Below are 11,898 nucleotides of genomic sequence, written 5' to 3'. Positions count from 1 at the left end.
CCTTCCGCACGCCGCTTCAAACCCTACCCCCTGCAATGCCTCTCCCACCTGATCCGCCGCGCCCCGAAACGATTCGCTCTATACCAAGTCCTTACTGACACAATCGGGGCCAAATTGGGACAAAGGTCGAGCAAACCAAACGCGCCTGCGTCCTGCATGTTGCCTCTCGTTGTCCCTTCAGCACGTTTGGGGCTATGAGAAGCGCATGATTTCGGTTCACCGCCGCCGCCGGGCCGCTTCCCCTCTTTTCGCGACGTTTGCAGGCTCCGCGCCATGACGTCCCGACCGGCTGGCCGACGCGCGGCGCCCCCTTACCGGATAGACCCGCACGATCCGGAGCAGGACCGCTCTCCGCCTCCCCCCACTAAGGGAGTATTCAAGCGTGTGCGGGCGATCATGCGTCTGTCTGCGATCGTCGTGTGGGTGTTGTCGTCCGTCGGTTTCGAGGCCTGCCTTCTGCCAGTGCCCGGCACCGCCAAAATACGATGGACACGGGTGATCTGGCGCGGGCTGTGCATCCTGCTCTCGCTGGATATCAATGTGATCGGACGGCGCGCAGGAACTGTCGGCGGCGCCAGAGCAAGAGCCCGAGGCGATCGCCCGGTTATCTATGTTGCGAACCACTCCACCTGGCTGGACGTGCCGGTGCTCGGCGCACTTCTGCCATCCGTGTTCGTGGCGAAAGGCGACATCGAAAAATGGCCGGTCATGGGCACAATTTCCCATATCGGCAGAACCATTTTCGTCAGCAGGCAACGCAACACGACCGGGCGGGAGCGCGACGAAATGGTCTCCCGTCTGGCTGGAGGCGACAATCTGATCCTGTTCCCGGAGGGAACGTCCTCGGACGGGTCGCGCGTCCTGCCGTTCATGTCCGCCTTCTTCGCAATCGCGAAGCCGCCCCGACTTTCGGCGAAAGCGCGCGCGACGCTTGAAGGCGACGACGCGGCGCAGGCGGAGTTTCCGCCCGGCATGACGCCGTTGATCCAGCCGGTTTCGGTGGTGTTCGATCGGCTCGACGGCATGCCGATTGGCCGCGCGAAACGCAATGTGTTCGCGTGGTACGGCGACATGGATCTGGGCCCCCATGTATGGCAGCTCGTGCACTGGCGTTCGATGCGCGCGAGCGTGTTGCTCCATGAGCCTCTCGACCCTGAAGATTTCTCGAGCCGCAAGGCGCTGGCGCAGGCCGCGTGGAAAGCCGTGAGCGACGGCGCCGCGCGCCTGAGGCAGAACGACATCCCGCAAGCCCCCGAATGGACCCTGCCCTCGGGTGTGGCGAAAGCCGCATCAGCCACTGAAGTGGCGTGACCGGGACCGAGGCTGTAACGCAAGCTTCTCTTGACAAGGCGGGCTCATCTTTTGCCTGATGACGTAGCGGCTTCTGGCGTGATGGGAATCGCGAGGAGCCTCAGCGTATCACATTGCGGCGGAGAGACATTCTGACGTCCACCATGTCGATGCATCCCGAGACGGCCAAATTCGTCGGTCTGACAGGCCGAGGGTCTTGACCGAAGCGCGCGGCCAAACGATTTCTTCGACTGGTCGCACGGAATGGTCCGGCGGCTTGCCGGAACGAGCGCGACTGTGACGACTGACCTACTCCCCCCCCTCACCCACAACGCGGATGCCCGGACATATGGGTCCGAATCCCCGCAGGCTGGCGGGGCGGAAATCGGCCCGGCGCATGCGCCCACTCGCGGACTGCACATGATCACCTGGGGCTGCCAGATGAACGTGTACGACAGCGCGCGGATGACTGACGTGTTGCGTCCCCTCGGTTACGCGCCGGTCGAGTCCGCTTCCGACGCGGACATGATCATTCTCAACACCTGCCACATCCGCGATCGCGCGGCTGAGAAAGTCTTCTCCGAACTCGGGCGGCTGCGGCTGATCAAGGAAGAGCGCAAGGCCGACGGACGACCGACCGTGCTGGCCGTTGCAGGATGCGTGGCGCAGGCGGAAGGCGAGCAAATCCTCAAACGGGCGCCTTACGTCGATATCGTGCTCGGCCCGCAAACCTATCACCGTCTGCCGGAAATGGTGGCGCGCGCCGCCCGCGCGGGCGGCTCGGTCATCGACACGGATTTTCCCGCCGAGCAGAAATTCGATTTCCTGCCAGAAGTCGCGGCGCCGCAGACTCAAGGCAACGTCACCGCGTTCCTGACGGTGCAGGAAGGCTGTGACAAGTTCTGCTCCTTCTGCGTCGTTCCCTACACGCGCGGCGCAGAGGCCAGTCGCGCCGTGGCGTCCGTTCTGGCGGAAGCGCGACGGATGGCGGAAAGCGGGGTGCGCGAAATCACCCTGCTCGGCCAGAACGTCAACGCCTATCACGGCGAGGGGCCGGACGGCCGCATATGGGGCCTCGCGCGCCTGGCGGAAGCACTGTCCTCGATCCCCGGCCTGGCGCGCATCCGCTACACGACGTCCCATCCGCGCGACATGGGCGACGATCTGATCGCAGCCCATCGCGACCTGCCCGCTCTGATGCCGTTCCTGCATCTTCCGGTGCAGTCGGGTTCGGACACGATCCTGAAGGCGATGAACCGGGGACATACGGCGGACGAATATCGGAGCCTCGTCGAGAAGCTCCGCACGGCGCGGCCGGATATTGCGCTGTCCTCTGATTTCATCGTCGGGCATCCGGGAGAGACCGACGAGGATTTCGAGGCCACCATGGCCCTGATCCGCGACGTCGGGTTCGCTCAGGCGTATTCCTTCAAATACTCGATCCGCCCAGGCACCCCGGCGGCAGGCGCGCCGCGCCAGATCGCCGAGGCGGTGAAGGACGATCGGCTGCAGGCCCTGCAGGCTCTGCTGCGCGAGCAGCAGGACGCCTTCAACGCCTCGGTCGTCGGATTGACGGCGCCTGTCCTGTTCACCGGGCGCGGGCGCAAGCCCGGCCAGATGGTCGGCAGGTCCCCATGGCTCCAGCCCGTCCATGTTGACGGACCGGACACCCTGATCGGCGTCGAGCGCCCGGTGAGGCTCGACGCCCGATTCAGCAATTCTCTGGCAGGAACCCTCGTCAAGGAGTGCGCGCCCACTTGACCCAGATAGCGACCCCAGCCCCCTTCCGCGCCGGCCCAGCCGGCTCTCCCTCCCTCGCCAGCCCGGCTCCTGCGAACGCGCACGACGGCGCCCGCAAGCCGACGACGCTGCAGTTCGGCGACAATGCGCTTCTGGCGCGTCTGGTCGGCGACAGGGATCGACACCTACACCACATGGAAGAGGGGCTGGGCGTCAGACTGGCTCATCGCGGCAACCGCATATCGATTTCCGGCGATCCGGGGCGGGTGGCGCTCGCCCACTCGGCGCTGACCGCCCTGTATCGCAAGCTGGAACGTGGCGGCGTGATCGACACCTCGGAAATCGACGCCGCCATCCGACTGTCCGACATCCACGCAGCGCTCCGCGAAAGCTCGCCCGGCGCTCCGCCTTCCGCCGCCACGCGCGCACCGGTCGTGGATCCGGAAGGACCGCGCCTGCCGCTGAACGATCTGCCTGCGATCCGAACCAAGCGTGGCGCGATTGAACCGCGTTCCGCTGGGCAGGCCACCTACATGGATATGCTGGCCCGAAAGGAAATGGTGTTTGGCGTCGGCCCGGCGGGCACGGGCAAGACCTACCTCGCCGTCGCGCAGGCCGTAGCAATGCTGCAGGCGGGACAGGTCGACCGCATTGTGCTTTCCCGTCCTGCCGTGGAGGCCGGAGAGCGTCTCGGCTTCCTGCCCGGCGATATGAAGGACAAGATCGACCCCTACCTCCGGCCGCTTTACGACGCGCTGCATGACATGATGCCGGGCGATCAGGTGCTCCGGCGCATGGCGACTGGCGAGATCGAGGTGGCCCCTCTGGCGTTCATGCGCGGGCGTACTCTGGCCCACGCCTATGTCATTCTCGACGAGGCGCAGAACACCACTCCCGCGCAGATGAAGATGTTCCTGACCCGCATGGGCAACGGCACGCGCATGGTGGTCACAGGCGATCTCAGTCAGGTCGACCTGCCCCGTGGCATGGTGTCGGGGCTGCAGGACGCGCTCGACACGCTCGAAGGCGTCTCCGGAATCGTCGTGAATCGCTTCGACGCACGCGATGTCGTGCGTCACAGGCTGGTGGCGCGCATCGTCGACGCGTATGATCAGAGAACGGCGGCGGAACGGGACACCTCCCGCAGCAGGGACCGCCGGGAGCACGATGGAACCGCGAAGTAGCGACAGCCGCGTCCTTGACGACGCGGCGGATAACGGCCCGCCTTTAGCTGGCGACCGATCTCTGGGCGCCCCGGACCTGAGCGGATGGTTTTCCGCTCAGGCCGAGGGCGAGTTCGAAATCATTATCGAAGACGCCCGCTGGCGTGGGTGCGCATCGAATATCGAGCGCACGATTCGCCGCGCCGTCAGCGCAGTCGCACGGCGCTCCGCCGCGCTTGGGGAGGGCTCGTCCCCCTGCCCCGACACCATAGTCCTGTCCAGCGACCGCGTCGTGAAGCGCCTCAACGCGCGTCACCGGGGCCGCAACAAGCCAACCAACGTGCTGACGTTTGAGGTTTCGGGTGGATACGCTGGCGGCGACATCGTGCTGGCGTTCGAGACCGTGCGCCGCGAAGCGCATGCGGCCGGACGCTCACCGCTGCAGCATCTCGCGCATCTTGTCGTGCACGGCGTCCTGCATCTCGATGGGCACGACCATCATCTGGCCGGAGAAGCCCGCCGCATGGAGATGGAAGAAGCCCGCATACTTGCGGGACTTGGCGTTCCCAACCCATGGAAACCGCGCGTATGAGCGCGTCCAGCGAAGCATCCGGTAAAGACGCCAGCAGCGCCCCGGAGCCCCAGCGTCGGGAGAACGGTCGCGGCAAACGCGGACTTCTGTCGCTCTTCGGCCGCAAACGTGAGCAAGGTCTTCGTCATTCGATAGCCGCCCTGGTTCAGGAAGCCGCTGACGCGGGCGATTCGGGCGAAGAGGCGCCAGAACTCGACCGGCAGGAGCGCGCCCTGATCGCAAACGTCCTTCGCTTGCGAGGGACCAGCGCGGACGACGTGATGATTCCACGCGCCGATATCGTGGCGATGTCGGCCGACATCAGTCTCGACGACGCATTGGCGATGATGCGTCGGGAAAACCATTCGCGCATGCCGGTCTACAGAGGACAGCTGGACGACATAGTCGGCATGATCCACGTGAAGGATCTGATCGCCTATGTCGGAACAAGCGACGCGTTCAGCCTGGAGCCTCTTCTGCGCCAACCACTGATGATCGCGCCGCAGATGCCCGTGCTCGACCTGCTGTTGATGATGCGGCAACGGCGTATGCATCTGGCGCTGGTCATCGACGAATATGGCGGCATCGACGGTCTGGTGACGATCGAGGATCTGGTTGAGACGATCGTCGGCGACATCTCCGACGAGCATGACGAACCGACCGCGATGATGATCATAGAGCGGCCTGACGGATCTTATGACGTCGATGCGCGCTGTCCGGTTGAAAAATTCGAACGGCGTCTCGGTCAGATCCTTACGGAGAGCGAACGAGAGGCCGAGATCGAAACGATCGGCGGATTGGTGTTTCGTCTCGCCGGGCATGTGCCTACGCGGGGAGAGGTTCTGACTCACGAGGGCGGGTTTGTGTTTCGTGTGCTGGATTCGGATGCCCGCCACATCCGCAAGGTACGGGTCCGTCCGCCCACAAGCTCGGGCGAGGCCACAACATCTCCGAAAGCGGATGGCGAGTAGGATTTAGCGTCGGTAGGAGCAAAGCCGCACCATGCAGGTTCGTCCTATGGCGAGCCTGACGCATGCTTCAGGCGCATAGCGTCGCACCTCTCAAAATGAACTTCAGTCGCCGTTAATTGTTTTCAATTACGTAAGTTGAAAAGCGCGGATATTTCGTCGTCGAACTGTTCAGATGAACACATCGTAGACCGCTTTCCTGCTTCCTGATGCCCTTGGTATGTGCGGGAAGGGTCGAAAATCCCCGCAGTTTGGCGCGGAGAAAGAGCGATGGCTACGATTCTCGTGGTGGATGACGAACCCCTCATTCGGCAGGAACTTGCTGAGGCGCTTGAAGATATCGGCTTCGAAGTGCTGCACGCCGACGATGGGTTTGACGCTCTGGAAGTCGCACGTCGACTCAAACCTGCGCTTGTCGTCACCGATTTTAAGATGCCCGTGATGAACGGCATAGAACTCGCTCAGGCGATCCACCATCATTACAAGAAATCCGTCCCGCCGATCATTCTCAGAAGCGCCCACAAGACCGCTCCGAAATTCGCGCATAGCGGATTGTTTGCGGCCGTTTATGATAAATCAGTCCCCATCGCCGGCCTGCTCAAGCAGGTCGTCGATGAAGTGACCCGCGCCTCCCGCCGTATCAGGTAATATCGCCGTGCAAGCCACGCCCTGAGCTTCTGGAGACGGTCCCCCCTTTCCTTTTTCCGCTCGGTCTGTCAGGCGAACGAGGACAATTCGGCCCGGCGGAGAAAATCGGCGATGAACGTAGTGCAGAGAAACGATGCGGCGCGCTCGCCCGCACAGGCCGATATGGGACGCGCATCTCATACGCTGACCTTCAGCTGCCGCAACCGTCCCGGAATCGTCGCTGCGATCGCACAGGCGCTGTTCGAACTGGGCGCGAACATCACGGAAGCGCAGCAATTCGACGACACCGAAAGCGAACGTTTCTTCATGCGCGTCGTCTTCAACCAGGTCTCCGGGAAGGAGCCCGAAGGACTGGACACGGCGCTCGAAGCACTAGCGGACAAGTTCGGTATGACCTGGTCGCTGCGGGACAACAGGCACAGGACGCGCGTTCTGCTGCTGGTGTCTCGGTTCGACCATTGTCTGGTTGACCTGCTCTATCGCTGGAGAGTCGGCGAACTCGAGATCGATCCCGTCGGCATCGTCTCCAACCATCCCGTTGACGCTCACGCAGGGATCGATTTCGGAGATATTCCCTTTCACTATCTGCCCGTCACGAAAAGCGGCAAAGAGGAATCCGAAGCCCGGCTTCTCAGCATCGTCGATGAGACAAAGGCCGATCTTGTTGTTCTGGCTCGCTATATGCAGATTCTCTCGAACGAAACGGCGCTAAAGCTTTCGGGACGCTGCATCAACATCCATCACTCTTTTTTGCCGGGCTTCAAAGGCGCCCGCCCCTACCATCAGGCGTTCGCGAGAGGCGTAAAGCTTATTGGCGCCACAGCGCATTTCGTGACCAGCGACCTCGATGAAGGGCCGATTATTGAACAGGATGTCGAGCGCATCAGCCACTCGGACACGCCCGAAGATCTTATCCGCAAGGGGCGCGATATCGAGCGACAGGTACTGGCTCGCGCAGTTCGCTGCTTCGTCGAACAACGCGTCATCATAAACGAACGGAAAACGATTGTGTTTGTTTCTTAAGTGAAGAGCTGCGACGAAGGCGCGACGTGCGCGGCTTCAAGGCGCGTCGAGGCGATCGCCTGTATGTGCCACAGCAGAAAACCGATGCAGGAGAAATAGTATATGCGCATATCCAGACATTCGCTCGCCACAGCCGCCATCACCTTATTGTTGGCGGCGCCTTCGATCCCCGCTTTGGCGCAAACGGTCTCACCCAATTGCGACAACAGCAACTTCCTGGCCGATCAGCAGCAATTTGAAAACGGCGGGGACAAGGCGGATCAGCCTGTCCACATCTGCGGGAAGGTGGTCGCCGTGTCACACAGAGCAAAGAAAACTCGCAGCGGTTGGCACGGATATTTCTACATGTCAGTAGGTGACGGAGTTTCGATCAGGATCGTATCCGATCTGGACCGAATGAACGCACCGCAATGGCCTTGGGTCAACAAGGGCGACAATGTCGAGGTTGTGGGCCGTTACTACTACGATTCTCCGCGTAGTCAGGGCGTGGACTGGACGCATCACGGCACCGGGTCGTCCTGGGGTCTGCCAGGGTACGTAATCGTCAACGGGGCAAAATACGAGTAACCGACGCCAGGATTTTCCCTGCTCCCAACGCCGCGACTGGCTGGAGCAGGGACACACAGAAAATCAGGCTCGAATGCCAACACAGGCCATCGGCCCAAAAACTAGCAGCCTCTATCGGCATATATCTGGAACAGAATCGAAGCTAGGGGCGGCCGTATCAGCCCCCCTCGCCTGCGCAGCGGACGATTACTCTGGGAAGCCTTACTGCTTCACCCAATTCGGATGGTGCGGAACGTTAATGTCACGTCCAGTCAACAACATGTTCCAATAGACCCGCGGGAAAACCTTGGTCTTCATAAACCATGCAAAACTGCTTGGCTCCCGCTGGTCATACGGGAAACTTGGCGCGGGTTTGCCGCCGTACAGGAACTCAGCCAAAACCACCTTGCCATAGCCGACGGTCAGCGGGCACGCGCCGTATCCGTCATATGTTCCGGTGACCGGACGCCCATCCAGAGACGCCAGAAGATTGGCGACGACTATCGGCGTCTGCGCCCGCACCGCCGCCGCCGTCTTGGCGTTGCTGGTTCCCGCCACGTCGCCCAGACTGAACACCGTGTCATACCGCACATGTCGCAATGTAGCCGGATCGACCTCCACCCAGCCTCCGGGTCCGGCAAGCGGGCTGGCCTTGACGAAATCTGGCGCACTCTGAGGCGGCGTGACGTGCAGCATGTCGAACTGGCGCGTTACGCGCGAGGTTGCGCCGTCCGGGCCGATGACGTCGAACACCGCCGTACGTGCGGGGCCGTCCACTGCGACCAGATTATGTTTGAATCGCAGGTTGATCCCGTAATAGTCGACGGCGAACTGCAACGACGGCAAGTAATACCCGACGCCGAACAGGGCGTCGCCAGCCAGAAGGAAATCGACGTTCGTCCGGTTCAACGTCCCTTCCTTGCGCCAGAAATCGGACGCCAGATAAGCAATTTTCTGCGGTGCGCCTGCGCATTTGATCGGCATCGGAGGTTGCGTGAACAACGCCGTGCCGCCGTTCAGCGTCTGGATGCACGTCCACGTGTAATCGACGCTGGCGGCGGAGTAATTGCTGCACACGCCGTTCTTGCCCAGCGTGTCCACAAGCCCTTCGATCTTGTTCCAGTCCAGTTGCAAGCCGGGGCAAACCACCAGACGGCGGTAGCCGATCCGACGCCCGTCTTCCAGCGTGACGATATTATTCTCGGGCTGGAAAGACGCCGCAGCAGCGCGAAGCCATGTCACGCCAGACGGGATGAGTCCTCCCTCCTGCCGCAGCGTCTGCTTCAACGTCATCGCGCCTGCGCCGACAAGCGTCCAACCGGGCTGATAAGCGTGCGTCGTCGCTGGTTCGATGATTGCGATCGACAGTGACGGACGTTCACGACGGAGTTTGGCCGCCACCCCGATTCCCGCCGCGCCGCCGCCGACGATCAGGACGGTGAATTGTTGGTCAGGCTGAGCCACGGTTTCCGAATCTGTCATCTGCGATGCTCCGCTTTCAATGTAGCCGCCACGTCGAGCAGGCGCTTGAAAGTCTCGGACCGTGCGCCCTTCGCCGCCAATTCGCAAGACGCCAGCCACGCACGGTCGGAATAGCTCCGTTCAGGCGGCGCTACATAAACGTCAGCAAGAGGGACAAGGGTCGCAGGATAGCGAGGTCAGATAAAACGAAGCGATCCTGCGCAGTCATTGGCACACACAGGACAGGTAACTCGGCTCCTGAGCGGTCGCCAGAAAATTTCTCAATGACAACCCGACGAGAACGCCGAGACGAGAACTCTCCCGGAATCAAAAAGGCGCCGACCATATAGATCGACGCCCTTGGCAGTGGATCAGTCCTTGATCCACGCCTCAACCGGACCACTCAGCTTCATGGTCATGGGATTGCCGCGTCGGTCGAGCGTCTTGCCGACCGCGACGCGAACCCAACCTTCGCTGATGCAGTATTCTTCAACGTTGGTCTTCTCAACGCCCTTGAACCGAATGCCGATCCCGCGCTCAAGCAGTGCCTCGTTGTAGAACGGGCTCGAAGGGTGGACCGAAAGACGATCCGGAACGGTCTGGGAGGGAGTGTCGGTCATGTTGGTCCTGTAAGGCTACCCGAGGAACCGCGCCATGGCGTGACGGCCAGGCTTTGGGACCTCGCGTGAACTGCGATCGGCTGCGCGTCAGACGCCGCGCACCAGGATGCTGGCGTTGGTGCCGCCGAAGCCGAAGCTGTTCGACAGCGCGACGTTCACCTTGCGGGCCTGCGACTCATGCGCGACACGGTCGATGGCGCTTTCGCGCGATGGGTTGTCGAGGTTGAGCGTCGGCGGAGCGACCTGATCGCGAATCGCAAGCAGGGAGAACATCGTCTCGACTGCGCCCGCCGCACCGAGCAGATGCCCGATGGCGGATTTCGTCGAGGACATCGCCACCTTGGAGGCATCATCGCCGAACAGACGCTCGACCGCCTCAAGCTCCAGATCGTCGGCCATCGTCGACGTGCCGTGAGCATTGACGTAGCCGATTTCGCCGGGCGTGACGCCCCCGCTTTTCAGCGCCGCCTTCATCGCCCGGAACGCGCCCTCATGTCCCTCGGCCGGAGCCGTAATGTGATGGGCGTCTCCGGACATGCCGTAGCCGATTATCTCGCCGTAAATTTTCGCGCCACGCGCTTTTGCGTGCTCGTATTCCTCGAGCACGACGATGCCTGCGCCTTCGCCCATGACGAAACCATCGCGGTCCTTGTCCCACGGACGTGAAGCGCGCTCGGGCGTTTCGTTGAAACTGGTGGCCAGCGCGCGAGCCGAACAGAACCCGGCGATACCGAGTTTGCACACGGCCGCCTCAGCCCCGCCTGCGATCATGACGTCGGCGTCGCCAAGCATGATCAGGCGGGCCGCATCGCCAATCGCATGAACGCCAGTAGCGCATGCGGTGACGGCTGAATGGTTCGGACCCTTGAAGCCGTATTTGATCGAGAGATGACCTGATACGAGATTCGTCAGGGCCGACGGGATGAAGAACGGCGAAAGACGCTTCGCCCGCCCCTCGTGCACCGTAATCGAGGCGTCATAAATGGTCTGGAGGCCGCCGATGCCGGAGCCGATCATCACGCCTGTGGCGCAACGGTCTTCCTCCGCCTCCGGCATCCATCCCGAATCCAGAACAGCTTCAGTCGCAGCCACAAGGCCGAGATGGATGAAGCGGTCCATTTTCCGCTGATCTTTTGGAGCGACCCACTCGTCGAGCGTCAGTTTGCCTTCGGCCGTCGGTCCTTCGGGAACCTCGCCCGCGACATGCGCGGCGAGTTCGCTCGGATCGAAAGACCGGATACGGCCGATTCCGCTCTCGCCAGCGACAAGACGCCCCCAGACGTTCTCGACGCCGACGCCCAGCGGCGTCACCATGCCCATGCCTGTGACGACGACGCGTCTCCGGCCCAAATCAGATCCAGCCGACTGCAGCAAGCTAGTCCGCTCCTCATTCCAGCGTGAAAAAGGGGGCTCCGCCTATAACCGGAGCCCGCCGTAAGCCTTGGGGCCTCAGGCCGCCTTCTGCTTCTCGATGTAGTCGATGGCGTCCTTGACGGTCGCGATCTTCTCGGCCGCATCTTCCGGAATCTCGACGTTGAACGCCTCTTCGAAGGCCATCACCAGCTCGACCGTGTCGAGGCTGTCGGCGCCCAGATCGTCGATGAACGACGCTTCCGGCGTGACCTTGCTCTCTTCGACGCCGAGATGCTCGACCACGATCTTCTTAACCTTGTCAGCGATTTCGCTCATGTGTCTCTGCTTCCTGTGTGCCCAAAGGGATGCGGGCGATTGCTAGGCGCTCGTTCTGCCTGACTACCCGCCGGGCCGGGCGGCCGAACGGCTCAACCCATGTCTATACCAACGAGGCAGGGGGCGATTAGCATGGTTTTCTTACCCTCGCCAAGGCGATTGCGGAGAACCGGCTCAGC

At 62.2% G+C, this 11,898-nt stretch carries 13 protein-coding genes; 8 read left to right on the top strand and 5 right to left on the bottom strand.

What is annotated here, in order from left to right:
* The first annotated feature begins 273 nt into the window (after positions 1-273).
* The 7 genes from J2D73_RS06045 to purU all read left to right on the top strand — a co-directional run bounded on the left by J2D73_RS06045 (position 274) and on the right by purU (position 7,403).
* Positions 274-1,311 carry a lysophospholipid acyltransferase family protein gene (locus tag J2D73_RS06045; RefSeq protein WP_207880304.1) on the top strand — a complete coding sequence of 346 codons (1,038 nt, stop codon included), beginning with the start codon at positions 274-276 and terminating at the stop codon, positions 1,309-1,311.
* A gap of 399 nt (positions 1,312-1,710) precedes the next feature.
* Positions 1,711-3,051 (top strand): tRNA (N6-isopentenyl adenosine(37)-C2)-methylthiotransferase MiaB, encoded by a 1,341-nt coding sequence (gene miaB / locus J2D73_RS06040; RefSeq protein ID WP_243429713.1) that lies wholly within the window; start codon positions 1,711-1,713, stop codon positions 3,049-3,051.
* Complete coding sequence (locus J2D73_RS06035; protein ID WP_408736825.1) at positions 3,048-4,214, top strand: PhoH family protein; 1,167 nt, start codon at positions 3,048-3,050, stop codon at positions 4,212-4,214. The genes miaB and J2D73_RS06035 overlap by 4 nt, the downstream gene beginning before the upstream one ends.
* Positions 4,198-4,785, top strand: a complete 588-nt coding sequence (gene ybeY, locus J2D73_RS06030) for an rRNA maturation RNase YbeY (RefSeq protein ID WP_207880300.1) — start codon at positions 4,198-4,200, stop codon at positions 4,783-4,785. The genes J2D73_RS06035 and ybeY overlap by 17 nt, the downstream gene beginning before the upstream one ends.
* Positions 4,767-5,735, top strand: coding sequence for a hemolysin family protein (locus tag J2D73_RS06025; RefSeq protein ID WP_408736824.1), 969 nt, complete (start codon positions 4,767-4,769; stop codon positions 5,733-5,735). The genes ybeY and J2D73_RS06025 overlap by 19 nt, the downstream gene beginning before the upstream one ends.
* Before the next feature lie 267 nt (positions 5,736-6,002).
* Positions 6,003-6,380, top strand: coding sequence for a response regulator (locus J2D73_RS06020; RefSeq protein ID WP_207880296.1), 378 nt, complete (start codon positions 6,003-6,005; stop codon positions 6,378-6,380).
* A 162-nt stretch (positions 6,381-6,542) separates the two neighbouring features.
* The gene (gene purU, locus J2D73_RS06015) at positions 6,543-7,403 is read left to right on the top strand and encodes a formyltetrahydrofolate deformylase (protein ID WP_207880446.1); all 861 of its coding nucleotides are present in this window, start codon (positions 6,543-6,545) and stop codon (positions 7,401-7,403) included.
* Here purU and J2D73_RS06010 read toward each other — a convergent pair.
* Positions 7,400-7,609 (bottom strand): hypothetical protein, encoded by a 210-nt coding sequence (locus tag J2D73_RS06010; protein ID WP_207880475.1) that lies wholly within the window; start codon positions 7,607-7,609, stop codon positions 7,400-7,402. The two genes, purU and J2D73_RS06010, sit on opposite strands and share 4 nt — an antisense overlap.
* Between J2D73_RS06010 and J2D73_RS06005 the strand changes: the two genes are divergently transcribed.
* Positions 7,506-7,970, top strand: coding sequence for a DUF3465 domain-containing protein (locus tag J2D73_RS06005; protein ID WP_207880294.1), 465 nt, complete (start codon positions 7,506-7,508; stop codon positions 7,968-7,970). The two genes, J2D73_RS06010 and J2D73_RS06005, sit on opposite strands and share 104 nt — an antisense overlap.
* 201 nt (positions 7,971-8,171) lie before the next feature.
* Here J2D73_RS06005 and J2D73_RS06000 read toward each other — a convergent pair whose 3' ends face one another.
* The 4 genes from J2D73_RS06000 to J2D73_RS05985 form a co-directional block, all read right to left on the bottom strand.
* The gene (locus J2D73_RS06000) at positions 8,172-9,431 is read right to left on the bottom strand and encodes an NAD(P)/FAD-dependent oxidoreductase (RefSeq protein ID WP_207880292.1); all 1,260 of its coding nucleotides are present in this window, start codon (positions 9,429-9,431) and stop codon (positions 8,172-8,174) included.
* Positions 9,432-9,781: 350 nt separating this feature from the next.
* On the bottom strand, positions 9,782-10,030 hold the full coding sequence (locus J2D73_RS05995) for a DUF3297 family protein (RefSeq protein ID WP_207880290.1): 249 nt from the start codon (positions 10,028-10,030) through the stop codon (positions 9,782-9,784).
* 87 nt (positions 10,031-10,117) lie between these two features.
* On the bottom strand, positions 10,118-11,404 hold the full coding sequence (fabF, locus tag J2D73_RS05990; RefSeq protein WP_207880287.1) for a beta-ketoacyl-ACP synthase II: 1,287 nt from the start codon (positions 11,402-11,404) through the stop codon (positions 10,118-10,120).
* A 75-nt stretch (positions 11,405-11,479) separates the two neighbouring features.
* Positions 11,480-11,719, bottom strand: coding sequence for an acyl carrier protein (locus J2D73_RS05985; protein WP_006557907.1), 240 nt, complete (start codon positions 11,717-11,719; stop codon positions 11,480-11,482).
* Positions 11,720-11,898: the final 179 nt, after the last annotated feature.

Source organism: Acetobacter sacchari, assembly GCF_017377715.1.
Lineage (GTDB): Bacteria > Pseudomonadota > Alphaproteobacteria > Acetobacterales > Acetobacteraceae > Acetobacter > Acetobacter sacchari.
Note: the sequence above shows the minus strand (reverse complement) of the source record. Positions and strands in the feature narration are given on the sequence as shown.

Coding starts and splice junctions, on each gene's coding strand:
- J2D73_RS06005 (WP_207880294.1), top strand. CDS start 7,506: ATGCGCATATCCAGACATTCGCTCGCCACAGCCGCCATCACCTTATTG.
- J2D73_RS06025 (WP_408736824.1), top strand. CDS start 4,767: ATGGAAACCGCGCGTATGAGCGCGTCCAGCGAAGCATCCGGTAAAGAC.
- J2D73_RS06045 (WP_207880304.1), top strand. CDS start 274: ATGACGTCCCGACCGGCTGGCCGACGCGCGGCGCCCCCTTACCGGATA.
- ybeY (WP_207880300.1), top strand. CDS start 4,198: ATGGAACCGCGAAGTAGCGACAGCCGCGTCCTTGACGACGCGGCGGAT.
- purU (WP_207880446.1), top strand. CDS start 6,543: ATGGGACGCGCATCTCATACGCTGACCTTCAGCTGCCGCAACCGTCCC.
- J2D73_RS06020 (WP_207880296.1), top strand. CDS start 6,003: ATGGCTACGATTCTCGTGGTGGATGACGAACCCCTCATTCGGCAGGAA.
- J2D73_RS05985 (WP_006557907.1), bottom strand. CDS start 11,719: ATGAGCGAAATCGCTGACAAGGTTAAGAAGATCGTGGTCGAGCATCTC.
- miaB (WP_243429713.1), top strand. CDS start 1,711: ATGATCACCTGGGGCTGCCAGATGAACGTGTACGACAGCGCGCGGATG.
- J2D73_RS06000 (WP_207880292.1), bottom strand. CDS start 9,431: ATGACAGATTCGGAAACCGTGGCTCAGCCTGACCAACAATTCACCGTC.
- J2D73_RS05995 (WP_207880290.1), bottom strand. CDS start 10,030: ATGACCGACACTCCCTCCCAGACCGTTCCGGATCGTCTTTCGGTCCAC.